This is a genomic window from Streptomyces sp. NPDC002838, from assembly GCF_040295365.1.
Classification (GTDB): domain Bacteria; phylum Actinomycetota; class Actinomycetes; order Streptomycetales; family Streptomycetaceae; genus Streptomyces.
In genome coordinates, this window is sequence record NZ_JBEOVF010000018.1 from 1,274 (window position 1) to 26,184 (window position 24,911).

Below are 24,911 nucleotides of genomic sequence, written 5' to 3' on the forward strand. Positions count from 1 at the left end.
GAGCGCCGTACTGACGACCGTGGGGACCGTGGTGGTTTTCGTCGTGACGACAGCCGGGGTGAGCGCCGTACTGACGACCGTGGGGACCGTGGTGGTTTTCGTCGTGACGACAGCCGGGGTGAGCGCCGTACTGACGACCGTGGGGACCGTGGTGGCTTCCGACGTGACGACAGCCGGGGAGAGCGCGGTGGGTTCCGTGGGCGGGACGACCGAGGTGGCCGTGGGCCCCGCCGGGATGACCGTGGCGGACGTCCCGGTGGCTTCCGTGGTCGCGATGACCGGCGCGGCGGCGATGACCGGCGCGGTGGCGGCCGTTTCCGGGACGAGCGGGACCGGGATCGTGAGCCGATCAAGCGGCTGCCGATTCCCGAGGACGTCACGGGCGAGGAGATCGACAAGGACGTACGACAGGAGCTCCAGAGCCTGCCGAAGACGCTCGCGGAGGACGTCGCCAAGAACCTGGTGATGGTCGCCCGGCTCATCGACGAAGACCCCGAGGGTGCCTACGGCTACTCCAGGGTGGCCCTCCGGTTGGCGTCGCGTGTCGCCGCCGTACGCGAGGCGGCCGGGTTCGCGGCGTACGCGAGCCAGAAGTACGGCGAGGCGCTTGCCGAGTTCCGGGCCGCGCGGCGGATGACCGGCAACGTGGAGCTGTGGCCCGTCATGGCCGACTGCGAGCGTGGGCTCGGGCGGCCGGAGAAGGCGCTGGACATGGCCGGGGCGCCCGAGGTGCACAAGCTCGACAAGGCCGGGCAGGTGGAGATGCGGCTCGTCGTGGCCGGCGCCCGCCGTGACCTGGGGCAGCTCGACGCCGCCATCGTGACGCTGCAGAGCCCCGAGCTGGCGTCCAACTCCGTGCAGCCGTGGACCGCGCGACTGCGGTACGCGTACGCCGACGCGCTGCTGGCCGCGGGGCGCGAGGGTGAGGCGCGTGAGTGGTTCGCGAAGGCCGTTGAGGCCGACAAGGGCGGCAGCACGGACGCGTCCGACCGGCTTGCCGAGTTGGACGGTGTGGAGTTCGTCGACGCCTTCGACGAGAACGAGGGCGAGGGCGAGGACGACGCTGAGCCCCACCAGGCAGCCGCCGAGGACGCCGAGGACGCCGAGGACGCCGAGGACGCCGAGGACGCCGAGGACGGCGAGGACGGCGACAAGGACTGACGTCAGTGTGTGAAAAGGGCGGGATCCCGGCTAACCGGATCCCGCCCTTTCGTATCTCCGCTTTGTTTGTCCGCGCGGGTTACAGATCCAGCGCCCGCAGTACCAGTCCCGACGCCGGCTTCGGGCCGAACGATGTCGACTTGCGGGGCATCGTGACGCCCTGGCGGGCGAGGTCGCGGACGACCTCCTCGCGGACCGGGTGCATCAGGACGGCCGTACCGCCGTCGTGTTCGGCCTTCGCGACCGTGGCAGCCGTGTCGTGGATGTAGGCGATGTGGGCGGGGGAGTCCTCGGGGATGTGCCAGACGTGGTCGAGGAGGGTGGCGTGCAGGACCGTCGCGTCGAGGGTGCGCCAGGCGGCGGGGCGGTCCGCGGGGACTGTACGGGCCAGGACGCCGGTATCCGGGCGGTCGATCAGGTGGAAGGCGCCGTCGCCGGCGAGAAGGAAGGCGTTGCCCGCGCGGGCCGCCTCGGCCAGAGCCTCCAGGGCTTGCGCCAAGGGCACCTCCAGGCGGCGTACGCGGAACAGGCCGTCCACGGCGGCCAAGGCGTCCGTCACCGGCAGGCCGTGCAGGAGACGGTGGATGGCACGGACGCGCAGGGGATAGCGGGCCGTGTCGACGAGGAGGACCAGGCCGTAGTCCCAGGGGCCGGGGGACGGGTGCTCCGCGCGTAGACGACGGTAGGTGGCCCAGCGGTGGTGGCCGTCGGCGATCAGGGCCTGGTGCCGGGCCAGGTCGGACTGGACGCGGGCCACGTCGGCCGGCTCGGTGACCGACCACAGGCGGTGGCTGAAGCCGTCCTCCGTGGTCGTCGCGAGCAGTGGGGGCTGTTCGGCGGTGCGCTCGACGACCTCGGCGGCGGCGGCCGCCGAGCCGTTGCCGCGGTAGGTCAGGAGCAGGGGTTCCAGGTTCGCGGAGGTGGCGCGCATGAGGCCCGCGCGGTCGGCGACGACATGCGGCATGACGTCCTCGTGCGGCAGGACCACGCCCTCCGACGGCTCCGACAGGTGCAGGGCACCGATGATGCCGCGCTGGAGCATGCCGTCGCCGTCGCGCTGTTCGTAGACGTACAGACCCGGGTCGGGGTCGGCGGCCAGAATCCCCTCGGACAGCCAGCGGCGCAGGGTGCGGGCCGCCTGTTCGTTGCGTTCGGCGGGGGTCGTGGCCTGGGGGAGGATCAGCCGGACGATGTTGTGCGGGTCCGCGGACTGGAGCTGGTGCAGGCCGTCGGGGCGGACGACGACGTCGTACGGCGGGGATGTCACAGCGGCCAGGCTGCCGACCCGGTCGGGGTCGTAGCGAAGGCCTCGGAACGGGGTGAGTTCCAGGCCTCGGCGCGCCGTTGCTTCCGAGTGACCTGCTGTATTCATCCCGGCATCGTACGGGTGTCAGTGGCATGGGGGATGATCGGGGGAAAGCGAGCCACACCAAGGAGCGATGCGTAATGAGCCAGGGCGTCAGGACGAGGCCCGAGGGCAGTGGGCAGGCCCTGAGCGAGGCGTACGACACCGCCCTGCTCGACCTGGACGGGGTGGTGTACGCGGGCGGGAACGCGATCGCGTACGCGGTCGAGTCGCTCGCCACCGCGCGCGGGGGCGGGATGCATCTGGCGTACGTCACCAACAACGCGCTGCGGACTCCTGATGTCGTGGCCGAGCATCTCACCGAGTTGGGCATACCGACGGCGGCGTCGGACGTCATCACCTCGGCGCAGGCGGTCGCGCGGCTGATCGCCGAGCAGGTGCCGGCGGGTGCGCGCGTGCTGGTGATCGGCGGGGAGGGGCTGCGGGCGGCGCTGCGCGAGCGCGGGCTGGAGCCTGTGGAGTCGGCGGAGGACGATCCGGCGGCGGTCGTGCAGGGGTACGGCGGGCCCGAGCTGCCCTGGGGTCGTTTCGCCGAGGCGTGCTACGCCATCGCGCGCGGGGTGCCGTGGTTCGCGTCCAACACCGACCTGACGATCCCGAGCGCGCGTGGCATCGCGCCGGGCAACGGCGCGGCGGTGCAGGTCGTGCGGATCGCGACCGGTGCGGAGCCGCAGGTGGCGGGAAAGCCGTTGCCCCCCATGCACCGCGAGACGATCCTGCGCACGGGCGCCGAGCGGCCGTTGGTGGTCGGGGACCGGTTGGACACGGACATCGAGGGCGCGTTCAACGGGGAGGTCGACTCGCTGCTCGTCCTGACCGGCGTGACCGATGGTGCGCAGTTGCTCGCGGCGCCTCCGCAGCACCGGCCGACGTATGTCGACGCCGATCTGCGAGGGATGCTCACCGGGCAGCCGGAGGTCACCGAGGAGCGCGACGGCTTCCGGTGCGGCGGCTGGACGGCGACGGCAGGTGCCGAGCGGCTGGAACTGGATGGTGAGGGAGCGGCTTTGGACGGGCTGCGCGCGCTGTGTGCGGCGGCCTGGACGGCGGCCGGCGAGGGGGTGTGCGAGCTGGACGGTGAGAAGGCGCTGGCACGACTGGGGTTGTGAGCCGGTGTCGTACGGCATCGAGTGAGCACGCTTGCCTGTGAACCCGAGGACCTTCGTACCTCGGGATCGTGGCTAAATGCGAGGGTAGGCTAACCTAACTGCGTGTTGGTCGACAGTCCTCCCGAACAGCGCGCGGAAACCGCCTCCGCGCCCCCGAACCGCCGGGCGATACGAGCCTTTGGACTGCTCGTGTCCCTCGTGATCCTGGTGCTCGTCGCGTTGGCGAGTATCGCGATCGGTGCCAAGGCGCTCTCCCTCGGAGAGGTCTGGCACGGACTGTTCCAGGATTCGGGGACCTACGGCGACGTCGTGGTCGCCGACCGGCTGTCGCGGACCGTGCTGGGACTGCTCGCCGGCGCCGCTCTCGGCCTGTCCGGGGCCGTGCTCCAGGCGCTTACCCGTAATCCGCTGGCCGACCCCGGGCTGCTCGGCATCAACGCGGGCGCGTCCGCCGCGGTCGTCACCGCCATCTCGTTCTTCGGCGTCACGAGTCTGAGTGGCTATGTGTGGTTCGCCTTCATCGGCGCGGCCGCGGTCGGAGCGCTGGTCTGGTTCCTCGGCGGCAGCCGAGGCGCGACGCCGGTGCGGCTCGCGCTCGCCGGAACGGCGATCAGTGCCGCGCTCTACGGCTACCTCCAGGCCGTGATGATCCTGGACGACGCGGCGCTGGCCAGGATGCGCTTCTGGACCGTCGGTTCGCTGGCCTCGGCGAGCAACTCGGCCATCCAGCAGGTGCTGCCGTTCCTCGCGGTCGGCACGGTCCTCGCGCTCGCCCTCGCCCGGCCGCTGAACGCCATGGCCATGGGCGACGACACCGCCAAGGCGCTCGGCGCCAACCTCAACCGCACCCGGGCGCTGGCCATGCTCTCCGCGACCGTGCTGTGCGGGGCCGCGACCGCCGCCTGCGGGCCGATCGTGTTCGTCGGGCTGATGGTGCCGCATGTCGTGCGGTCCTTCACCGGGCCCGACCTGCGCTGGATCCTGCCGTACGCGACGATCCTGTCGCCCGTGCTGCTCCTCGGGTCGGACGTCATCGGCCGGATCGTGGCGCGGCCCTCGGAGCTTCAGGTCGGCATCGTCACCGCGATCATCGGCGGTCCGGTCTTCATCTATCTCGTACGACGGCGGAGGACGGCGCAGCTGTGAGGACCAACCGTGCCATCAGGACCCCGGGCGGGCTCTCCCTGCGTCTGGACGTCCGCGCCGTCACCGTCGTCGCCCTGCTGCTGCTCGCCGCGCTCACCGCGAGCGTCGTGCTGATCGGCACCGGCGACTTCCCGATCCCGGCCGCCGACGTGCTGAAGACGCTGTTCGGCGACGGCAACGCGGGGCAGGAGTTCATCGTCAACGAGCTGCGGCTGCCGCGGGTCCTCGTCGGACTGCTGGTCGGCGCCTCGCTGGGGCTCGGGGGCGCGCTGTTCCAGGCCATCTCCCGCAATCCGCTGGGCAGTCCGGACGTGCTCGGGCTCGGTCAGGGGGCCACGGCCGGCGCGCTCGTGATGATCGTGGTGTTCTCCGGGAGCGCGGCCCAGGTCACCGCAGGCGCCCTTGTGGGCGGCCTGGTGACGGGTCTGGCCATCTATCTGCTCGCCTGGAAGCGGGGTGTGCACGGCTATCGACTGGTCCTGGTCGGTATCGGTGTGTCCGCGATCGTCACCGCGATCAACGGCTATCTGCTCACCAAGTCCGACCTCGTCGACGCGGCCCGCGCGGTCGTCTGGATGACCGGGTCGCTCAACGGCCGCGACTGGGACCAGGTCTGGCCGCTGCTCGCCCTGTGCGCCGTGTTCGTACCGCTCGTCCTCGCCAAGGCGCGCGGGCTGCGGATGATGGAGATGGGCGACGATGTCTCGTACGCCCTCGGAGTGCGCGTCGAACGGGTGCGGATGCTGCTGCTGGTCGCCGCCGTCCTGCTCACCGCGACCGCCACCGCCGCCGCCGGTCCCGTCAGCTTCGTGGCGCTCACGGCGCCGCAGCTGGCCCGCCGCCTGACCCGCTCGCCCGGCCCGAACCTGCTGCCGTCCCTGTGCATGGGCGCCGCCCTTCTGGTCACCGCCGACTGGGTCTCGCAGCGTACGTTCGGAGCCGATCAGCTGCCCGTGGGCGTGCTCACCGGCGTCCTCGGCGGTGTCTATCTGCTGTGGCTGCTGGTCACCGAGCGCAAGGCGGGCCGGATATGAGCCCGCAGAAGGGAGACCGGCCCCACAAGCGCGGCTCGGCGAACGAGAACACCCGAAGGAGCACTGTGAACCGCCTGTCCGCCGAGAACGTCACCCTCGCCTACGACCAGAGGGTCATCGCCGAGCGGTTGTCGGTCGAGATACCCGACAACTCCTTCACCGTGATCGTCGGCCCGAACGCGTGCGGCAAGTCCACGCTCCTGCGGGCGCTGTCGCGGATGCTGAAGCCGAACCAGGGCCGGGTACTGCTCGACGGACAGGTCATCCAGTCGATGCCCGCGAAGAAGGTCGCGCGGACCCTGGGCCTGCTGCCGCAGTCGTCGATCGCGCCCGACGGGATCACCGTCGCCGACCTGGTCGGCCGCGGCCGCTACCCGCACCAGGGCATCCTGCGCCAGTGGTCCACCGAGGACGAGAAGGTCGTACAGGAGTCGATGGCCCAGACCGGGGTCGCCGAACTCGCCGACCGCTACGTCGACGAGCTGTCCGGCGGCCAGCGGCAGCGCGTGTGGATCGCGATGGCGCTCGCCCAGCAGACGCCGCTGCTGCTCCTCGATGAGCCGACGACATATCTGGACATCCAGCACCAGATCGACGTACTGGATCTCTGTGCGGAGCTGCACGAGGAGCAGGGGCGCACGCTCGTCGCCGTGCTGCACGACCTCAACCACGCGGCCCGCTACGCCACCCACCTCATCGCACTGAAGAGCGGCGAGATCATCGCGGAGGGCGCGCCGAAGGACATCGTCAACGCCGAGCTCGTGGAGGAGGTCTTCGGGCTGCGCTGCCAGGTGATCGACGACCCGGAGACGGGGACGCCGCTGGTGGTGCCGGCGGCGCGGAAGGCGCGTACGGCCACGAAGGTCGCGGCTGAAGCGGCTAGAGAAGCTTCCTGAGGCGGAACAGGTCCCTGAGGCCCGCCTCCAGCTTCACCCGGCCCGAGCCCCAGGCCTTGGCGAAGTTCAGCTCGCCGTCGACCAGCGCCACCAAGTCGTCGCCGGCCACGGCGAGTCTGATCTCGGCCTTCTCGGGCGGCGGTCCCTGGAGCGTGTCGGCCACGACGATGCGGCCGTCGGTGAGCCGGCCGACGAATGTGACGTCCAGGTCGGTGATGTGGCAGCTCACCGAGCGGTCCAGGGCCGCGGCCGTGCGGACGTCCCCTTCGGCGGACTGCATGTTGTCCGAGAGCTTCTCGAGTGCGGCGCGGCACTCCTCGATCGTGGCCATCGCGGTCGACGGTACCCCAGCGGTTCGAGGTAGCGTCTGGGCATGAGCGACTCAGTGCCCGAGGCCGAGATCCGGGAGGAAGCGGAGGCTCCGGAGCGGGACGTGCCGGCCGAAGCCGGCCACGACCCCGCCGCCCCCGCTGCGCTGAACGTGCCCCGCACCCCCACCGGCAACGCCGACGTGGACGCCCAGCTGGAGCGGCTCGGTGACGCCGACCACATCGCCACGGACGGACACCTCGAGGTGTACGAGGATGTACACCAGGGGCTGCGCGAGGCGCTCACCGCGCTCGACGCCCGCCCGGGACCTCCGGCGCCCCCGTCGACGTATGGCAATAGGAGCTGAACCGAACGTGGCAGGAGTGGCACGCCGCCGTCTCGACGCGGAGCTGGTCCGCCGGAAGCTCGCGCGCTCGCGCGAGCATGCCGGCCAGCTGATCGCCGCGGGGCGCGTGACCGTCGGCAAGACCGTCGCGACCAAGCCCGCCACGCAGGTGGAGACCGCGGCGGCGATCGTGGTCGCGGTCGACGACAGCGATCCCGACTACGTGTCGCGGGGCGGGCACAAGCTCGCCGGTGCGCTGGAGGCGTTCGTACCGCACGGGCTCGTCGTCGAAGGGCGGCGGGCCCTGGACGCCGGCGCGTCGACCGGGGGTTTCACGGATGTGCTGCTGCGGTCGGGGGCCGCGCACGTCGTCGCCGTCGACGTCGGATACGGACAACTCGCCTGGTCTCTTCAGAGCGATGAACGCGTCACCGTCAAGGATCGTACGAACGTACGCGAGTTGACGCTTGAAGCGATCGATGGGGAGCCTGTGGATCTTGTCGTGGGGGATCTGTCCTTCATCCCGCTCGGGCTGGTGCTGCCCGCCCTGGTGCGGTGCGTGAAGGCGGACGCCGATCTGGTGATGATGGTCAAGCCGCAGTTCGAGGTGGGGAAGGAACGGCTGGGGAGCGGGGGCGTGGTGCGCAGTGGCCAGCTGCGGGCGGAGGCCGTGCGCGGTGTGGCCCACAAGGCGTGGGAACTCGGGCTCGGGGTGAAGGGTGTCACCGCCAGTCCGCTGCCCGGGCCGTCCGGGAATGTCGAATACTTTCTGTGGCTGCGGGCCGGAGCACCCGAGCTGGACCCGGCCGACGTTGACCGTGCAGTGGCGGAGGGGCCGCGTTGACACAGAACCGAGCTCGTACTGTTTTCCTGCTGGCCCACACGGGCCGGCCCGCGGCGATTCGCAGCGCCGAGCTGGTGGTGAAGGGGCTGCTGCGCGAGGGCATCGGCGTGCGTGTCCTGGAGACCGAGGCGCTCGATCTGCCGCTGCCGGGGGAGGTGGAGCTGGTCAAGGAGGCCACTCCGCAGTGCCTCGACGGGTGCGAGTTGCTGATAGTGCTCGGTGGCGACGGGACGCTGCTGCGGGGGGCCGAGTTCGCCCGGGCGTCCGGGGTGCCGATGCTCGGCGTCAACCTGGGGAGGGTCGGCTTCCTCGCGGAGGCCGAGCGGGACGATCTCGACAAGGTCGTCGACCGGGTGGTGACCAAGGCGTACGAGGTCGAGGAGCGGATGACCGTCGATGTCGTCGTGCATCGCAACGGGGACATCGTGCACACGGACTGGGCGCTGAACGAGGCGGCCGTTCAGAAGGCCGGCGCGGAGAAGCTGCTCGAGGTCGTGCTGGAGATCGACGGGCGGCCGGTTACGGGGTTCGGGTGTGACGGGATCGTGCTGTCGACGCCTACCGGATCGACCGCGTATGCCTTCTCCGCGGGTGGGCCTGTGGTGTGGCCCGAGGTCGAGGCGCTGTTGATGGTGCCGATCAGTGCGCACGCGTTGTTCGCCAAGCCGTTGGTCACTTCGCCGGATTCTGTGCTTGCTGTGGAGGTTCTGCCTCATATTCCGCCGGGGGTGCTGTGGTGTGACGGGCGGCGGACTGTGGAGTTGCCGCCCGGGGCGCGGGTTGAGGTGCGGCGGGGGGCTGTGCCGGTGCGGTTGGCTCGGCTGCATCATGCTTCGTTCACTGATCGGCTTGTGGCCAAGTTCGCGTTGCCGGTTTCTGGGTGGCGGGGGGCGCCGCATTAGCGCTCCGTGGGGGGTGGTGGGGATTTCTGCGCGGCTGCAGGTCGTTTGTGGCTGATCGCGCAGTTTCCCGCGCCCCTGGGCGTCTCCACTCGCCCGAGTGACATTGCGCGGTCGATCCACATCGTTACCTGCACCTTCACATGTCAGGGGCGGGGGCCGTCGCACTTGCCCTCCCTGACCTCGTAAGGTCGTGTCCGTGTTGGAGGAGATGCGGATACGGTCGCTGGGAGTCATCGACGACGCGGTCGTCGAGCTGTCGCCCGGGTTCACCGCCGTCACGGGTGAGACCGGTGCGGGCAAGACCATGGTGGTCACCAGCCTGGGGCTGCTGCTCGGTGGGCGTGCCGACGCGGCGCTCGTGCGGATCGGGGCCAGGAGCGCGGTCGTGGAGGGGCGGATCAGTGTGTCCGAGGACGCCTCGGCCGCCGTACGGGCCGAGGAGGCCGGGGCGGAGCTCGACGACGGGGCGTTGCTGATCAGCCGTACCGTTTCCGCCGAAGGGCGGTCGCGGGCGCACCTGGGCGGGCGCAACGTGCCTGTGGGGGTGCTTGCCGAGCTCGCCGACGAGCTGGTGGCCGTGCACGGGCAGACCGATCAGCAGGGGCTGCTGAAGCTGTCGCGGCAGCGGCAGGCGCTCGACCGGTATGCGGGCGATGCCGTCGCCGTGCCGTTGGCCAAGTACACGGAGGCCTATCGGCGGCTGCGGGCCGTCTCCGTGGAGCTCGACGAGATCACCACGCGCGCGCGTGAGCGGGCCCAGGAAGCCGACATGCTGCGTTACGGGCTCGACGAGATCGCCGGCGTCGAGCCGCGCGCCGGAGAGGACGTGGAGCTGGCGGAGGAGGCGGAGCGGCTGGGGCACGCGGAGGCCCTGTCGTCCGCCGCCACGGCCGCCCACGCCGCGCTCGCCGGCAATCCGGAGGATCCCGAGGGCATCGACGCGGCGACGTTCGTCGCGGGCGCGCAGCGGGCCCTGGACGCCGTACGGTCGCACGATCCGGCGCTGGCCGCGCTCGCGGGCCGGATCGGGGAGATCGGGATCCTGCTGGGCGACGTGGCGGGGGAGCTCGCCGGGTACGCCGACGACCTGGACGCCGATCCGCTGCGGCTGGCGGCCGTCGAGGAGCGGCGGGCCGCGCTGACCGCGTTGACGCGGAAGTACGGCGAGGACGTCGCCTCGGTGCTGGCGTGGGCCGAGCGGAGTGCCGCGCGGCTCACCGAGCTGGACGGCGACGACGAGCGGATCGGCGAGCTGACCGCCGAGCGGGACGCGCTGCGGACCGAACTGGGGGGGCTGGCACAGGCGTTGACCGATGCGCGGGCGGAGGCCGCGGAGCGCTTCGCCGCTGCCGTGACCGCCGAGTTGGCCTCGCTCGCCATGCCGCACGCGCGCGTGTCCTTCGAGATTCGGCAGACCGAGGATCCGGAGGGCGTCGAGGTCGGTGGGCGTGCGGTGGCTTATGGGCCGTCCGGTGTCGACGAGGTCGAGCTGTTGCTGGCCCCGCATCCGGGTGCTCCGCCCCGGCCCATTGCCAAGGGCGCGTCCGGTGGTGAGCTGTCGCGCGTGATGCTCGCCGTCGAGGTCGTGTTCGCGGGGACGGATCCGGTGCCGACGTATCTCTTCGACGAGGTCGACGCGGGCGTCGGCGGCAAGGCCGCGGTCGAGATCGGGCGGCGGCTGGCGCGGCTCGCGAAGACCGCGCAGGTCGTCGTCGTGACGCACCTGCCGCAGGTGGCCGCCTTCGCCGACCGGCAGTTGCTGGTGGAGAAGACGAACGACGGGTCGGTCACCCGGTCCGGCGTGAAGGTGCTGGAGGGCGAGGAGCGGGTCCGGGAGCTGTCCCGGATGCTGGCCGGGCAGGAGGACTCGGAGACGGCTCGGGCGCACGCGGAGGAGCTGCTGGCGACGGCGAGGGCGGACCTCTAGGGGGACGCCCGGGTGAGAGCCGTAGGGTGGTCGGATGATCAACCGCGCTCGCAGGACCACCTCGTTGGGGCTCACCGCAGTCCTCACCCGTGCCGCGAACGCCGCCCTGCGGACCAAGACTCCCGGCGGCCGCGACCGCTGGGAGCGGAAGAACACGCCGGGCGGACCGTCGAGTTGTACGCCGGGCCCGCGTCCGCCCTGGCGGCTGCCGTCGGGGCCGGGCGGGTCCGGCCCGCGGCCGGGTTCGCCGTCCTCGCCGCCGGGATCTGCGGGGCCTACGACGACGTGGCCGGCGCCGGTGACCCCCGGCGGGGGTTCCGCGCGCATCTGGCCGCGCTGCGGGACGGCGAGGTCACCAGCGGGGCGGTGAAGCTGTTCGGGATCTCCGCGGCCGGGCTCGTCGCGGGGGCGCTGCTCAAGGAGCGGGCGGTCGACAAGGTGCTCGCGGGGGTGGTGATCGCCGGGGCCGCGCACTTCGTGAACCTCGTGGACGTACGGCCCGGGCGGGCCGCCGCCGTCGTACTCGCGCTCGGCGCGCCGGGGCTGCCGCGGGAGGGGGCCGGAGCGGAGCTGTCCGCCGTCGCGATGGGGGCCGCGGCGGCCGTGCTGCCCGACGACCTCGGCGAACGGGCGATGATCGGCGACACGGGGGCGCACGCGCTGGGCGCGGTCCTGGGCGCCGCGGTCGTTGTGGGTAACAGGAGGGTGGGGCTGCTCGTGCATGCGGGCGCGGTCGTCGCCGCGGCCGTGTACGGGGACAGAGTGAGTGGCGTGATGGGGTTCGGGTTGAGTGAGGGTTTCGCACAGAATTGCCCTACCTCACTCGTGTGAGTGACCCGACCCCGTGCGTCGCCGGGCCGCCCCCTACCTGGCGTTCCCGGAACACCCGTACGTCCTGGCATCCTTGGCGTAGAACGCAGTACGCGTAGGAAGCGCGCGGTACACCCCTCCGCTCGATACCTTCTGTACGTTTCCTCGTGACCGCCCGACGCCGAACCAGGAGCCCCGGCCACGTGACCCCCGTGAGCAGCCACTCACCGCACGGCCAGTCCCCGCTGCGCACCGTGCAGGTGCTGGGCGGAGGCAACGCCGGCAGCAGCGCGCATGTGCGCTCCCTGGCCTCGGGGTTGGTCGCGCGGGGCGTGCGGGTGACCGTGTGCGCCCCCGTCGAGGCGGATCGCACCTACGACTTCACCGGAGCCGGCGCCGAACACGTGCACGTGCCGCGCAGCAGTGATCCGGCCTCCGTGGCCGCGCTGCGGGCGGCGTGCGCGAACGCCGACCTGGTGCACGCGCACGGACTGCATGCCTCATTCCGTGCCGTGCTCGCGCTCAGCGGACGGCGCACTCCGCTCATCGTCACCTGGCACGACCGCGCGTACGCCGAGGGTGCGCGTGCCCATCTGGTGCGGCTGTTGGAGCGGCGGGTGGTCAAGGCCGCCTCCGTGGTGCTCGGCACCACCTCGGCCCTCGTGGACCGGGCCCGCCGTACGGGCGCACGGGACGCGCGACTGGCCGCCGTCGCCCTGCCCGGGCCCCGCCGGGCCGTCGAGCCGGAGGACCCCGACCGGCTGCGACCCAAGGTCCGGGCCGAACTCGGCGCCATCGGCCGCCCGTTGCTGATGGCCGTCGGCTCCCTCGACCGGTACCGGGGCTACGACATGCTGCTGGACGCCACGCGCGCGTGGCGCCGCCTCGACCCCGTGCCGCTGGTGGTGATCGCGGGGGAGGGGCCGTTGCGGGGGGAGTTGCAGCGCCGGATCGAGGACGAGGGGCTGCCGGTCCGGCTCATCGGGCTGCGCGAGGACATCACCGAGCTGCTTGCCGCCGCCGACCTCGCGCTGCTGCCGAGCGGTGGGGACTCGCGCTCCGTCCTCGCCCATGAGGCCTTCCACGCGCGCGTGCCGCTCGTCGCGACCGGGGCCGGCGGCATCCCCGAACTCGTCGGCGACGCGGCCGAACTCGTCCCGCCCGGGGACCCCGAGGCCTTCGCCGACACCGTCGTACGGCTCCTCGGTGATCCCGAACGCCGGGAACTGCTGGCGGAGAAGGGCGTGCGGCAGGCGGCCACCTGGCCGAGCGAGGACGAGACCGTCGCTCAAGTGCTCAGCGTCTACGACGAGTTGACTCAGCCGCAGCCCTTGATGTGAAAACGGGTGGCCCTAGGACACGTGCCGACGGGCCCGCAGCGCCAGGCTCAACGCCAGTACCGTGTGCGGGTCGTCGAGATCGGTGCCCAGCAACTCACCGATACGAGCGAGGCGGTTGTAGAGCGTCTGCCGGTTGAGATGCAGTTCGCGTGCCGTCTCCGCCTTGCGGCCCGCGTGTGCCAGGTACGTCTCCAGGGTGGGCAGCAGCGGCGGCTTCGAGCGCTTGTCGTGGTCCCGGACCGGGCCGATCGCACGGTCCACGAAGGCCGCGAGGTCGGGGTGGTCGCGCAGCCGCCACAGCAGCAGGTCGATGTCCAGGCGGCGGGCGTCGTACCAGGGACGGTCCGGCAGGCCCTGCGCCGCAGTCGCCGTCTCGGCCGCGTGCCTGAGGCCGGCCGAGGCCGCCGCCCAGCCGCCCGCCACTCCGACGACGACCACCGGCGGCTGCGCTCCCGGCCGTTGCATCCCGGCCCGCTCCACACCCGCCCGCAGCGCCGCCGCGACCCGGTCCGCGACCGCCGACCGCTCCGACTCCGCACGCAGGCCCAGCAGAAGAGGGACGCGGCCTTCGACCGGTCGTACGCCCAGCAGGACCGGCACGCCCACCGAGGCCAGCTCCTCCGCCACCGCGCGCGCCAGGACCGCCCAACCTCCCCCACTCTGGGCTCCGCTCGAGCGGGCGGTACGCCCATCCGGAGACAGGGCGTCCGCGAGCCGCATCACCACCGGCAGCAGCGGGCTGTCACCCGGCTTGAAGCCCAGCACGCGCGCCTGCGCGGGCGCGTCCTGAGCGGCGATACGGCCCTCGGCGAGGTCGGTCAGGAAATCGCCCCGTCCCCGCGCCGCCAGCTCCTCCTCCTGGCGGGCCTGCATCAGCACGACGGCGAGGATGCCGGCGGCCCGTTCGGCGGCCATCCGGTGCACGGGCGCGAGAGGGGCCCGGACGGGCAGCAGGACGAGCCGGGCCCGCACCGACCCCGTCCCCGGACCGCCGCCCGGCACGTCCACCAGGACCGAGCCCGTCGGCGGGGTGTCCTTGTGCTGGGCGCGCAGCCCCTCCCACACCTGGAGCGGATCCGCGCCCTCGGGGCCGGATCCGGCGGCGAACAGGAGCTGGCCGTCCGTCGTCTCCAGGAAGACCGGGTTGCCGCTGAAGTCGGCCAGGATGCCCAGGACCTGAGGGACTCCGCCGCCGCCCAGCAGGGCCTCCGTACAGCGGCGGTGCACCTCCTCCGCGCGCTGCAGCAGGGCGTAGTGGCCGTTGACGATCTCGGTGTGGATCTCCTCCGTCACCGTCACGAACGGCACCTCGCGGTGCAGTTGGACCAGTGGCAGACCCGCCGAGCGTGCCGTGTCTACGAGGGCGGCGGGCAGGCGGGTGAAGCGCGGGCCGAGCTCCACGACGAGGGCCGCGATGCCGCGCTCGGCCAGGGCGCGCACGAACGCGCGCTGGTCGGCAGGACGGGTGCCTAGGCCGTAGCCCGTGGTCAGCAGCAGCTCGCCGCCCTTGAGCAGCGAGGCGATGTGGGGCACCTCGCCGGCGTGCACCCAGCGCACGGTCCGCTGCAGCCGGTCGGCGCCCGCGAGGATCTCCGGGAGCCCGCTGCGCAGGCCGGGCAGCTCCAGAGCCCGCTGCACGGTGATCCCGGCGATCTGGGTGTCGAATCCGCCGCCGTTACCGCTGCCCGTATCGCTGTCCGTGCCGTCACCCACGCCGCCGTTCATGCATCGGACGCTACCCGCGCACCCGCCGTGCCGACATCTCGGAGTGGTTATGTCGACCTTGGTTGGGGCGTACGCGGCTGGGTAGCGGCCGGGGCATGGACATCAGCGTGGTCGCCGTGGGGCGCGAGGACGACAGTGCGGTCGACGAACCGTTGCGGGTGGCGGAGCTCGCCGACCGGCTCGGTTACCGCGAGGTGTGGGCCGGCGAGGGACCGACATGGGACTCCTTCGTGCTGGCCGCGGCGATCGGGCGGGCCACCGAGCGGGTCGCGTTGACCGCCGGGCCGGTGCCGGTCTCGGTGCGCGACGCCTACACGATCGCCCGGGGTGCCGCGTCGGTCGCGGCCGTCACCGGCCGTCCGGTCGGGGTGGCGCTGGGCACGTCCAGCAAGCGGGTGGTCGAGGGCGTGCACGGCCGGCCCCGCGTCCGGCCCGCGGCCGCGATGGAGGAGGCCTCGGCGGCCGTACGAGGATTCCTGCACGCGGCTCCGGGCGAACCGGTCGTGCCCGGCAGCCCCTTCCGCCGCCGTCTCCCGCCGCCCGGCGGCCCGCTCACCGTGGCGGCGTTCGGCGACCGCGCGATCGCCACGGCCGCCGCGCACGCCGACCGGATGCTGCTGGACATCGTCACTCCGGAGCAGGTCCGCATGCTGCGGGCGAAACTCGAGGCGGCCGCCGAGCGCGTGGGCCGCACACCGCCGACGCTGGCCTCCTGGCTGCCCGCGGCCGTCGATCCGGCGCCGGAGTCCCTCGCCCAGGTGCTGGGCAGCATCGCCGGCTATCTGACCGTGCCCGGCTACAGCGACATGTTCGTCGCGGCGGGCCTGGGCGAGGCGGTGGAGCTGGCCGCGACCGGCGCGGACCGGGACACCCTGCTGCGTGCCCTCCCGCCGGAGGCGGCCGGCATGGTCGGCCTGGTCGGCGACCTGGACGCCGTACGCGCCCGGATCGACGCCTATGCCGAGGCCGGGCTCGACGAAGTCGCCCTGGTTCCGGCCACGGCGGGCGACCCGGGCGGGGAACGCACCCTGAAGGCCCTCAGGCCGGCCTGATGTTGTGGTTGAAGCGGAAGACGTTGTCGGGGTCGTAGCGCCGCTTCAGCTCGGCCAGCCGCCGGGCGTTCTCCGCGCCCAGGCCGGCCACCACCCGCTCCGCGCCCTCGTCGCCGATGAAGTTGAGGTAGACCGCGCCCGTGCTCCACGGCCGGACGTCGGCGCGGACGTCCCGGACCCAGCGCACGCACCGCTCGTCGTTCGCCGGGTCCTCCCACATGCCGTAGGGGTGCACCGCCCAGGGAGCGTCCCGGTAGGGCACCGGGTACTCGTGCGGGCCGGCGGCGACGGCGGCCCCCTGCGGGAGCAGCGCGTACTGGGTACCGGTCGGTACGGGCATGGCCTCGGCGCTCGCGCAGTAGACGTCCACGAAGTCGTCGGGCGCACCCGTCAGGTACTCGGCCGACCAGTAGTGCCGCATGCCGGGCGGGTCGTCGATCATGCACTGCACGTCGGCGTACGGCATCGCTCCCACGATCTCCGCCTCGTGCGGCAGCGCCAGCAGGGGCTCGGCGAGCTTGCGCATGTCCTCCTCGGGGCCCGCGTACGTCAGCAGCGCACCGCACAGCCGCGTACCGACCAGGTGCGGCGGCAGGAACTCCTCGGGCGGGCCGGTGAGATACAGGATGCCGCCGCCCACCTCGTCGGGGCCCGCCGCGATCACGTCGCGGAAGGTGCGGACGGCCTCGGGGCCGAACTCCGGGAGGTACATCAGCAGCGCGATGGAGAACTGGGGCAGCTCGTGCAGTTTCAGCGTGATCGCCGTCGCGATGCCGAAGTTCCCGCCGCCGCCGTGCAGGGCCCAGAACAGGTCGGGATTCTCGTCGGCGTTCGCGTGGACCCGGCTGCCGTCGGCGCTGACCAGCTCGACGCCGAGCAGATTGTCGACGGCGAGTCCGCACAGGCGGTCCAGCCAGCCGGTGCCGCCGCCCAGGACGAAGCCGCCGACGCCGGTGGTGGACGCCCGGCCGCCCGTGGTCGCGAGGCCGTAGGGCTGGGTGGCGCGGTCGAGGTGGCTCATCGTGGCACCGCCGCCGATCCGTACCGCCTCGGCCCCGGGATGGACGGTCACCTCGTGTATGCGGCGCAGGTCGACCACCAGACCGTTGTCGTTCAGCGCCATACCCGCCACGCTGTGCCCGCCGCCGCGGACCGCGATGTTCAGGTCCAGGTCCCGGCCAAAGCGCACGGCCCGTACGACGTCGTCCTCGTCGGCGCACTGCGCGATGACGGCGGGCCGCCGGTCGATCATGGCGTTGAAGACGGTCCGGGCGTCGTCGTAGCCCGGATCCCCGGGGGCGAACACGTCACCGACCAGATCCTCGCGCAGCGCGGCGAGAGCAGCGCCCGCCTTCGAGAGGGAAGCCATGGCCGCCCCCTTCCGCAAAGGGGCAATCTTGCTTCCAGGCTAGGCGGGCGCGTTGCGTCCGTCCTGTTGTAGGTTCCGCGTCCGGCTGTCCACCGGCGTCGCTCTGAACAGCGGCTTTCACGGGAGTCCCGCCCTCTCGTTCAGGGCGGAGAAGAGAGGGCGGTTGATCAGCGTCATGAGCGAGCCGATGCGCCCGGTCTGGGCGAGGACCGCAGCTGCCGCCCTCGCTGAACAGTCCCCTGGCCTCCAGCCCGACCCCGATCATCAGCAAAGTGACCGGGAACTCGTTCGCGATGTACTTGATTCGGCCACGCGATGGACATCGCCGGCGGGAAAAGGACACGGGATCTGGGATCCCACACCTGTTCAGCCGCCGTACGCACCCGAAGCCGTCAGCCGCAGAGCCGTGTCGATCAGCGGCACGTGGCTGAAAGCCTGCGGGAAATTGCCGACCTGGCGCTTCAGGCGCGGGTCCCACTCCTCGGCCAGCAGACCGAGGTCGTTGCGCAGCGACAGCAGCTTCTCGAACAGCTTGCGGGCCTCGTCCACGCGGCCGATCATCGCCAGGTCGTCCGCCATCCAGAACGAGCAGGCGAGGAAGGCGCCCTCGTCGCCGGGCAGGCCGTCGACGCCCTCGTCCTCGCCCTGCGTCGGGTAGCGCAGGATGAAGCCGTCCGTCGTGGACAGCTCGCGCTGGATGGCCTCGATGGTGCCGATCACGCGCTTGTCGTCCGGGGGCAGGAAGCCCATCTGCGGGATCAGCAGCAGGGAGGCGTCCAGTTCCTTCGAGCCGTAGGACTGCGTGAAGGTGTTGCGCTCCTTGTCGTAGCCCTTCTCGCACACGTCCCGGTGGATGTCGTCGCGCAGTTCGCGCCACTTGTCCAGCGGGCCGTCCGCGTCGCCGGACTCGATCAGCTTGATCGTGCGATCGACGGCGACCCAGGCCATGACCTTGGAGTGCACGAAGTGGCGGCGCGGGCCGCGCACCTCCCAGATGCCCTCGTCCGGCTCGTCCCAGTGCTGCTCCAGGTAGCGGATGAGCTTCAGCTGGAGCAGCGAGGCGTAGTCGTTGCGGGCCAGGCCCGTCATGTGGGCCAGGTGCAGGGCCTCGGTGACCTCGCCGTACACGTCCAGCTGGAGCTGGTGCGCCGCGCCGTTGCCGACCCGGACCGGTGCCGACGTCTCGTAACCGGGCAGCCAGTCCAGCTCGGCCTCGCCCAGCTCGCGCTCGCCGGCGATGCCGTACATGATCTGCAGGTTCTCCGGATCGCCCGCGACCGCGCGCAGCAGCCACTCCCGCCAGGCGCGGGCTTCCTCGCGGTAGCCGGTGCGCAGCAGCGAGGACAGGGTGATCGCCGCGTCGCGCAGCCAGGTGTAGCGGTAGTCCCAGTTGCGGACGCCGCCGATCTCCTCCGGCAGGGAGGTCGTGGGGGCGGCGACGATGCCGCCCGTCGGGGCGTACGTCAGCGCCTTCAGCGTGATCAGCGAGCGGATCACGGCCTCGCGGTAGGGGCCGTGGTAGGTGCAGTGCTCGACCCAGTCCCGCCAGAAGTCCTCCGTCGCCTCCAGGGACTGCTCCGGCTCCGGCAGCGGCGGCGGCTCCTTGTGCGAGGGCTGCCACGAGATCGTGAACGCGATCCGGTCACCCGGAGCGACCGTGAAGTCCGCGTACGTCGTCAAAGACTTGCCGTACGTCTCGGCATGTGTGTCGAACCACACAGAGTCCGGGCCCGCGACGGCCACCGTGCGGCCCTCGTGCTTGTGCACCCACGGCACGACCCGGCCGTAGGAGAAACGCATGCGCAGCGCCGAGCGCATCGGGACGCGGCCCGAGACCCCCTCCACGATCCTGATCAGCTGCGGAGCGCCGTCACGCGGGGGCATGAAGTCCGTCACGCGGACCGTGCCGCGCTGGGTGTCCCACTCGGATTCCAGGATCAGGGAGTCGCCCCGGTAGGTGCGCCGGGCCGCGGTGGGCGGCTCGGCGTCGGCCGCGTGGGCGGGCCCGAGCCGCCAGAAGCCGTGTTCCTCGGTGCCCAGCAGACCGGCGAAGATGGCGTGCGAGTCGAAGCGGGGCAGGCACAGCCAGTCCACCGTGCCGTCCCGGCAGACCAGGGCAGCGGTCTGCATGTCTCCGATGAGTGCGTAATCTTCGATGCGCCCGGCCACGTGCAACTCCAGTCGAACGGCCACGTCACCCCGCGAAAAGGGGGCTGTCGCTAGTGCGGTCAAGGGGGTCGTTGTAATGCGTCGTTGAGCGATGAAGCAAAACAGTCCGTGCTGCTGTGAGGCAAAACGACATCTGTTGCTCAACGAACTGACGAGCTCTCGTTGTTCCGGTGCGTACGGGCGGGGGTGGTGCCGTGTTGCCGGCCGGGCTCGGCAGCGAGTGTCCGAGCAGGATACGACGCACGTAGATGATCTGCGTGCCGCTCCGGACAAGGAGAGTGCGCCGAACGGGTGAGCAAGGGGTGAGAAACCCGTGCGCCTGTGCGAGGTCTGTGTCGGCCCGTGTGCGGAGCGTGGCCGGAAGCCATCTCGCCCGGGCGCTGATACCCTGGTAGCCCGTGGACCGGTGGGCGCCCCCCGAAGGGAAAATCACAGAAGGGGACCCCCGAACCGCAGCGACGGCACCCCCGGAATTCCTCCGGCTCGGCAGCCGCACCGCACCTCCAGACCGCGACCACGGGAGCCCCCTCTTGGCCATGCCGCCCGCTGCTTTTCGAAACAGCAAAGCCACGACGACCAAGCACATCTTCGTCACCGGGGGTGTCGCCTCCTCGCTGGGCAAGGGCCTGACGGCCTCCAGCCTCGGCATGCTGCTCAAGGCGCGGGGCCTGCGCGTCGTGATGCAGAAGCTCGACCCGTACCTGAACGTCGACCCGGGCACGATGAACCCCTTCCAGCACGGTGAGGTGTTCGTCACCAACGACGGCGCCGAGACCGACCTGGACATCGGCCACTACGAGCGCTTCCTCGACCGCGATCTGGACGGCTCCGCCAACGTCACCACCGGTCAGATCTACTCGACGGTGATCGCCAAGGAGCGGCGCGGCGAGTACCTGGGCGACACCGTGCAGGTCATCCCGCACATCACCAACGAGATCAAGCATCGCATCCGGCGCATGGCGACGGACGAGGTGGACGTCGTGATCACCGAGGTGGGTGGCACGGTCGGCGACATCGAGTCGCTGCCGTTCCTGGAGACCGTGCGCCAGGTCCGGCACGAGGTCGGTCGCGACAACGTCTTCGTTGTTCACATCTCTCTCCTGCCCTACATCGGACCCTCGGGTGAGCTCAAGACGAAGCCGACCCAGCATTCGGTTGCGGCCCTCAGGAACATCGGTATCCAGCCGGACGCCATCGTGCTGCGCTGCGACCGCGAGGTGCCCACCGCGATCAAGCGCAAGATCTCGCTGATGTGCGACGTCGACGAGGCAGCCGTGGTCGCCTGCCCCGACGCCCGCTCGATCTACGACATCCCGAAGACCGTGCACGGCGAGGGCCTGGACGCCTACGTCGTGCGCAAGCTGGACCTGCCGTTCCGTGACGTGGACTGGACGACGTGGGACGACCTGCTCGACCGCGTCCACAACCCCGACCACGAGATCACCCTGGCCCTGGTCGGCAAGTACATCGACCTGCCCGACGCCTACCTCTCGGTCATCGAGGCGCTGCGCGCGGGCGGCTTCGCCAACAAAGCCCGCGTGAAGATCAAGTGGGTCACCTCCGACGACTGCAAGACCCAGTCGGGCGCCGCCCAGCAGCTCGGTGACGTGGACGGCATCTGCATTCCGGGCGGCTTCGGCGACCGCGGGGTGCAGGGCAAGGTCGGTGCCATCCGCTACGCCCGCGAGAACAGGATCCCGCTGCTCGGCCTCTGCCTGGGCCTGCAGTGCATCGTGATCGAGGCGGCCCGGAACCTCGCCGACATCTCCGACGCCAACTCCACCGAGTTCGATCCGGCCACCGCCCACCCGGTCATCTCCACCATGGCCGAGCAGCTCGACATCGTCGCCGGCGAGGGCGACATGGGCGGAACCATGCGCCTGGGCATGTACCCGGCCAAGCTGGCCGAGGGATCGATCGTGCGCGAGGTGTACGACGGCAAGGAGTACGTCGAGGAGCGGCACCGTCACCGGTACGAGGTGAACAACACCTACCGCGCCGAGCTGGAGAAGAAGGCGGGCATCCTGTTCTCGGGCACCTCGCCGGACGGCAAGCTCGTCGAGTATGTCGAGTACCCGCGCGAGGTCCACCCGTACCTGGTCGCCACCCAGGCGCACCCCGAGCTGCGCTCGCGTCCGACGCGTCCGCACCCGCTGTTCGCCGGGCTCGTGAAGGCCTCGGTCGAGCGGAAGAATTCCAAGTAACACACCAGTTGTACGGTGGCCGGGGTGCATACCTTCAAAAGGTGGGCACCCCGGTTTTCCTTGTACGTGTGGAAGGACAGGGCATGACGATCAAGGACACCCCCGAGGAGTGGGAGATCCGGGCGACGGAGACCCCCTTCGTGGGGAACAAGACCTCCGTCCGCACGGATGAGGTGGTCATGCCCGACGGCTCGGTGGTCCGGCGCGACTACCAGGTTCACCCCGGCTCCGTCGGCGTGCTCGCCCTCGACGCCGAGGACCGCGTCCTGCTCATCAAGCAGTACCGCCACCCGGTGCGGCAGAAGCTGTGGGAGATCCCGGCGGGCCTTCTCGACGTCCCCGGCGAGAACCCGCTGCACGCCGCTCAGCGCGAGCTGTACGAGGAGGCGCACGTCAAGGCCGAGGACTGGCGCGTCCTCACCGATGTGTACACGACCGCCGGAGGCTGCGACGAGGCCGTGCGGATCTTCCTGGCCCGCGATCTGTCCGAGGCCGACGGGCAGCGCTTCGAGGTGGAGGACGAGGAGGCCGACATGGAGCACGCGCGCGTGCCGGTCGACGAGCTGGTCCGGGGTGTGCTCGCGGGGGAGCTGCACAACAACTGCCTCGTCGTGGGCGTGCTTTCACTGGTCGCCGCGCGTGGCGGCGACGGGCTGGACGCGCTGCGTCCGGCGGAGGCGCCGTGGCCGGCGCGTCCCTTCGAGACGTGAACCCACCCGATAGTGCGTGTGATCTGACGATCGGTTGATCCGATCGGGGGACGTGCCCGCCGCGCTCCGCCCGGAACGTAGCAGAGCGTGAACTAGGCTCTGTAAGCGCTCGAACCGGAGTCCCGGCGGGCTTGCGCGTGCGGTGGGACGGGAGTGTGGCCCGTGACGGATCAGGCGGTGGACACAGGCGGCGTGCAGCTGTCCGGAGACGCTGCTGAGGAGACTCGGTTCCTGGGCCGTACAAGGGAGTTGAAGGAACTCCGCGCCGACATCGAACGCGCCGGCCTCGACACCCTCTCCGGCCGCAAGGCCCCACGCGCGCGCGTATTGCTCATCGCGGGCAGGCCCGGCTCGGGGCGCACCGCCCTCGCCGAAGAGCTCGTACGGCAGGTCGCGGACCGTTACCGGGACGGCGTGCTGCGGGCCCGGCTCAGCGAGCCGGACGGCACCCCCGTCCCCGTCGAGTACACCGCTCGCGAACTGCTCGCCGCCCTCGACCTGCCGACCCCCGCCGGAGCCGCCGAGGACGACCTCACCGCGGCCCTCCGCGAGGCCCTCGCCGACCGCAGGACGCTGCTCCTGCTCGACGACGCGGCCACCGCCGAGCAGGTCGACGCCCTGCTGCCGGACACCCCGGAATGCCTGGCCGTCGCCGTCTCGGGGGGCCCGCTGACCGGCATCGCGGACGTCCGCCCCTGCACCCTGGGCGGCCTCGACACCAAGTCCGCCCTTGAGTTGCTGTCCCGGCACACCGGCTCGGTCCGCATCACCGTCGACCCGCGGGCGGCCGAGGGCCTGGTCGAGGAGTGCCAGGCCCAGCCCGCCGCGCTGATGCTGGCGGGCGGCTGGCTGGCCGCCCGCCCCAAGGCGGCCGTCGCCGACCTCGCCAAGCAGCTGCACGCGGAGAGTGACGAGGGAACTCCGCTGAGCCGGGTCTTCCGACTCGCCTACGCGTCCCTCCCGGGCACCGCCGCCCGGATACTGCGACTGCTCGCCCTCTCCCCGGCCGGCCTCGTCGACCCGCACACCGCCTCCGCGCTCGCCGGCTGCTCGGTGAGCGGCGCCCGCACCACCCTGGACGATTTCGTCGCCCTGGGCCTGCTGCACGCCGTGGACTCGCCGCTGCCCCAGTACGAGGTCCCCGGCTGCCTGCACCCCCTCCTGAAGGCCCTCGCCGAGACCCAGGAGCGTCCCGCCGAGCTCCAGCTGGCCCGCGCGCGGATGCTGGAGCGGACCGTACGGCTGCTGCAGTCCTGCCGGACGATCACCGAGACCGACAGCCCCGAGGCGCGCGAGAAGCTCCAGGGCATGCCGCCCTCCCTACGTTTCCCGAGCCCCCGGGCGGCCGCCGACTGGCTGCGCCTGCGCCGGCCCGCTCTGCTCGCCGCGGCCCGTCTCGCGGTCGCCGACGGGGAGCTGGACACGCTCGCCCGGCGCCTGATGTCCCAGCTGGTCCGGGCGATGGTCGCCCACTTCGGCACGCAGGCGGCCGCGCCCGACCTGTACGGCATCCACCGCCTCGTCCTGGACGTGGCCGAGCGCCGGAACCTGCCCCGCGAGCAGGCCGCCGCCCTGCTCAACCTCGCCGACCTGGACGCCCGGACCGGCCGTACGCGGGAGGCGCTGACCCGCTATCGGGCGGCGCTGGACGCCGGACGCGAGGCGAACGACCCGTATGCGACCGGCCGCGCGATGGAATCCGTAGGCGGTGCCCATCTGGAGCTCGGGGACTACGACCGGGCCGCCGACTGGTTCGGCCGGGCCCTCGCCGAGCGGCTGGCCCGGGACGAGCGCGCCGACGCCGCCCGGCTGTACGGCCGTATCGCCGCCGCGCACACCTACGCGGGCCGTTACGGCGAGGCGCTGCGGAACTGGCGGGCAGCGGTCGCCGGGCACCGCAAGAACGGCGATGTGGCCGCCCACGCGCGGGCGCTGAGCGAACTGGCGCGCGTCCAGGAGTACGCGGGCCGGCCCGAGGAGTCGCTGCGCACCTGCCAGGAGGCCGTGGAGTGGGCGCGCCGCGCCGAGGACGTACGCCTCCAGGCCGCCCTGTACCTGCGGCTCGCCGACACCCTGGAGCACCTCGGCGATCCCGCGGCGGCCTGGCTGCACCGGGGCACGGCCGAGCGGCTGCTGGCGGAGGAGCATCCGGAGCCGGACGCGGAATCCGGCGCGCAGCCCGAGGCGGAGCCGGAAGCAGAGCCCGAAACGGAGTCGGGCACGAAGCCGGGCACGGGGCTGGGCATGAAGCCGGGCACGGAGTCGGACACGGGGCCGGGCACGGGGCCGGGCATGGAGCCGGGCACGGAGCCGGATACGGGGCCGGGCACGAAGCCGGACATGAAGCCGGACATGAAGCCGGACATGAAGCCGGGCACGGGGCTGGGCATGAAGCCGGGCACGGGGCTGGGCATGAAGCCGGGCACGGAGTCGGACACGGAGCCGGGCACGGGGCCGGGCACGGAGCCGGGCACGGGGCCGGGCACGGAGCC

General features: G+C 71.9%; 18 protein-coding genes and 2 pseudogenes. 15 read left to right on the forward strand and 5 right to left on the reverse strand.

Annotated elements, in window-relative coordinates; all coding sequences use genetic code 11:
* The first annotated feature begins 357 nt into the window (after positions 1-357).
* Positions 358-1,161, forward strand: coding sequence for a tetratricopeptide repeat protein (locus ABT063_RS22855; protein ID WP_351059627.1), 804 nt, complete (start codon positions 358-360; stop codon positions 1,159-1,161).
* Positions 1,162-1,240: 79 nt separating this feature from the next.
* Here ABT063_RS22855 and ABT063_RS22860 read toward each other — a convergent pair whose 3' ends face one another.
* Positions 1,241-2,533, reverse strand: a complete 1,293-nt coding sequence (locus ABT063_RS22860) for a DUF1015 family protein (protein WP_351059235.1) — start codon at positions 2,531-2,533, stop codon at positions 1,241-1,243.
* Positions 2,534-2,607: 74 nt separating this feature from the next.
* On the opposite strand from ABT063_RS22860, the gene ABT063_RS22865 reads away from it, so the two are divergent.
* The 4 genes from ABT063_RS22865 (at position 2,608) to ABT063_RS22880 (ending at position 6,712) form a co-directional block, all read left to right on the forward strand.
* Positions 2,608-3,636 (forward strand): HAD hydrolase-like protein, encoded by a 1,029-nt coding sequence (locus ABT063_RS22865; protein WP_351059236.1) that lies wholly within the window; start codon positions 2,608-2,610, stop codon positions 3,634-3,636.
* A gap of 102 nt (positions 3,637-3,738) precedes the next feature.
* Positions 3,739-4,782 carry a FecCD family ABC transporter permease gene (locus ABT063_RS22870; protein WP_351059238.1) on the forward strand — a complete coding sequence of 348 codons (1,044 nt, stop codon included), beginning with the start codon at positions 3,739-3,741 and terminating at the stop codon, positions 4,780-4,782.
* Positions 4,779-5,816, forward strand: coding sequence for a FecCD family ABC transporter permease (locus ABT063_RS22875; protein ID WP_351059239.1), 1,038 nt, complete (start codon positions 4,779-4,781; stop codon positions 5,814-5,816). The genes ABT063_RS22870 and ABT063_RS22875 overlap by 4 nt, the downstream gene beginning before the upstream one ends.
* Positions 5,813-6,712 carry an ABC transporter ATP-binding protein gene (locus tag ABT063_RS22880; protein WP_351059241.1) on the forward strand — a complete coding sequence of 300 codons (900 nt, stop codon included), beginning with the start codon at positions 5,813-5,815 and terminating at the stop codon, positions 6,710-6,712. Before ABT063_RS22875 ends, ABT063_RS22880 begins: the two co-directional genes overlap by 4 nt.
* Here the strand turns inward: ABT063_RS22880 and ABT063_RS22885 are convergent.
* Complete coding sequence (locus ABT063_RS22885; RefSeq protein WP_351059243.1) at positions 6,696-7,043, reverse strand: SCP2 sterol-binding domain-containing protein; 348 nt, start codon at positions 7,041-7,043, stop codon at positions 6,696-6,698. The genes ABT063_RS22880 and ABT063_RS22885 overlap by 17 nt on opposite strands.
* A 42-nt stretch (positions 7,044-7,085) precedes the next feature.
* On the opposite strand from ABT063_RS22885, the gene ABT063_RS22890 reads away from it, so the two are divergent.
* The 6 genes and pseudogenes from ABT063_RS22890 (at position 7,086) to ABT063_RS22915 (ending at position 13,190) form a co-directional block, all read left to right on the forward strand.
* The gene (locus ABT063_RS22890) at positions 7,086-7,388 is read left to right on the forward strand and encodes a hypothetical protein (RefSeq protein WP_351059246.1); all 303 of its coding nucleotides are present in this window, start codon (positions 7,086-7,088) and stop codon (positions 7,386-7,388) included.
* A 7-nt stretch (positions 7,389-7,395) separates the two neighbouring features.
* On the forward strand, positions 7,396-8,211 hold the full coding sequence (locus tag ABT063_RS22895) for a TlyA family RNA methyltransferase (protein WP_351059249.1): 816 nt from the start codon (positions 7,396-7,398) through the stop codon (positions 8,209-8,211).
* Positions 8,208-9,113 (forward strand): NAD kinase, encoded by a 906-nt coding sequence (locus ABT063_RS22900; RefSeq protein ID WP_351059252.1) that lies wholly within the window; start codon positions 8,208-8,210, stop codon positions 9,111-9,113. The genes ABT063_RS22895 and ABT063_RS22900 overlap by 4 nt, the downstream gene beginning before the upstream one ends.
* A gap of 208 nt (positions 9,114-9,321) precedes the next feature.
* Entirely contained in the window at positions 9,322-11,040 is a 1,719-nt protein-coding gene (recN, locus tag ABT063_RS22905; protein WP_351059629.1) for a DNA repair protein RecN, read from the forward strand.
* Between the two features lie 34 nt (positions 11,041-11,074).
* Positions 11,075-11,871, forward strand: a pseudogene (locus ABT063_RS22910) (hypothetical protein).
* Between the two features lie 182 nt (positions 11,872-12,053).
* On the forward strand, positions 12,054-13,190 hold the full coding sequence (locus ABT063_RS22915) for a glycosyltransferase family 4 protein (RefSeq protein ID WP_351059254.1): 1,137 nt from the start codon (positions 12,054-12,056) through the stop codon (positions 13,188-13,190).
* 12 nt (positions 13,191-13,202) lie between these two features.
* Here ABT063_RS22915 and ABT063_RS22920 read toward each other — a convergent pair whose 3' ends face one another.
* Positions 13,203-14,915 carry a PucR family transcriptional regulator gene (locus ABT063_RS22920; protein ID WP_351059257.1) on the reverse strand — a complete coding sequence of 571 codons (1,713 nt, stop codon included), beginning with the start codon at positions 14,913-14,915 and terminating at the stop codon, positions 13,203-13,205.
* 95 nt (positions 14,916-15,010) lie between these two features.
* Between ABT063_RS22920 and ABT063_RS22925 the strand changes: the two genes are divergently transcribed.
* Positions 15,011-15,967, forward strand: coding sequence for an LLM class F420-dependent oxidoreductase (locus ABT063_RS22925; protein ID WP_351059260.1), 957 nt, complete (start codon positions 15,011-15,013; stop codon positions 15,965-15,967).
* Here the strand turns inward: ABT063_RS22925 and ABT063_RS22930 are convergent.
* Both ABT063_RS22930 and ABT063_RS22935 read right to left on the reverse strand, forming a co-directional pair.
* Positions 15,954-17,336, reverse strand: coding sequence for an FAD-binding oxidoreductase (locus ABT063_RS22930; protein ID WP_351059263.1), 1,383 nt, complete (start codon positions 17,334-17,336; stop codon positions 15,954-15,956). The two genes, ABT063_RS22925 and ABT063_RS22930, sit on opposite strands and share 14 nt — an antisense overlap.
* 366 nt (positions 17,337-17,702) lie before the next feature.
* Positions 17,703-19,505: a glycoside hydrolase family 15 protein gene (locus ABT063_RS22935; RefSeq protein ID WP_351059632.1), complete on the reverse strand. Its 1,803-nt coding sequence runs from the start codon at positions 19,503-19,505 to the stop codon at positions 17,703-17,705.
* A gap of 536 nt (positions 19,506-20,041) precedes the next feature.
* Here ABT063_RS22935 and pyrG point away from each other — a divergent pair.
* The 3 genes and pseudogenes from pyrG to ABT063_RS22950 form a co-directional block, all read left to right on the forward strand.
* The gene (gene pyrG / locus ABT063_RS22940) at positions 20,042-21,709 is read left to right on the forward strand and encodes a CTP synthase (protein WP_351059635.1); all 1,668 of its coding nucleotides are present in this window, start codon (positions 20,042-20,044) and stop codon (positions 21,707-21,709) included.
* Between the two features lie 83 nt (positions 21,710-21,792).
* Positions 21,793-22,419 carry an NUDIX domain-containing protein gene (locus ABT063_RS22945; protein WP_351059266.1) on the forward strand — a complete coding sequence of 209 codons (627 nt, stop codon included), beginning with the start codon at positions 21,793-21,795 and terminating at the stop codon, positions 22,417-22,419.
* A gap of 162 nt (positions 22,420-22,581) precedes the next feature.
* Positions 22,582-24,618, forward strand: a pseudogene (locus tag ABT063_RS22950) (tetratricopeptide repeat protein); the annotation flags it as partial.
* Between the last annotated feature and the right edge of the window lie 293 nt (positions 24,619-24,911).

Bases quoted from the DNA above. Each gene is read 5' to 3' on its own strand.
- ABT063_RS22860 (WP_351059235.1), bottom strand. From the start codon at position 2,533: ATGAATACAGCAGGTCACTCGGAAGCAACGGCGCGCCGAGGCCTGGAA.
- ABT063_RS22865 (WP_351059236.1), top strand. From the start codon at position 2,608: ATGAGCCAGGGCGTCAGGACGAGGCCCGAGGGCAGTGGGCAGGCCCTG.
- ABT063_RS22880 (WP_351059241.1), top strand. From the start codon at position 5,813: ATGAGCCCGCAGAAGGGAGACCGGCCCCACAAGCGCGGCTCGGCGAAC.
- ABT063_RS22885 (WP_351059243.1), bottom strand. From the start codon at position 7,043: ATGGCCACGATCGAGGAGTGCCGCGCCGCACTCGAGAAGCTCTCGGAC.
- ABT063_RS22890 (WP_351059246.1), top strand. From the start codon at position 7,086: ATGAGCGACTCAGTGCCCGAGGCCGAGATCCGGGAGGAAGCGGAGGCT.
- recN (WP_351059629.1), top strand. From the start codon at position 9,322: ATGCGGATACGGTCGCTGGGAGTCATCGACGACGCGGTCGTCGAGCTG.
- ABT063_RS22920 (WP_351059257.1), bottom strand. From the start codon at position 14,915: ATGAACGGCGGCGTGGGTGACGGCACGGACAGCGATACGGGCAGCGGT.
- ABT063_RS22925 (WP_351059260.1), top strand. From the start codon at position 15,011: ATGGACATCAGCGTGGTCGCCGTGGGGCGCGAGGACGACAGTGCGGTC.
- ABT063_RS22930 (WP_351059263.1), bottom strand. From the start codon at position 17,336: ATGGCTTCCCTCTCGAAGGCGGGCGCTGCTCTCGCCGCGCTGCGCGAG.
- pyrG (WP_351059635.1), top strand. From the start codon at position 20,042: ATGCCGCCCGCTGCTTTTCGAAACAGCAAAGCCACGACGACCAAGCAC.
- ABT063_RS22945 (WP_351059266.1), top strand. From the start codon at position 21,793: ATGACGATCAAGGACACCCCCGAGGAGTGGGAGATCCGGGCGACGGAG.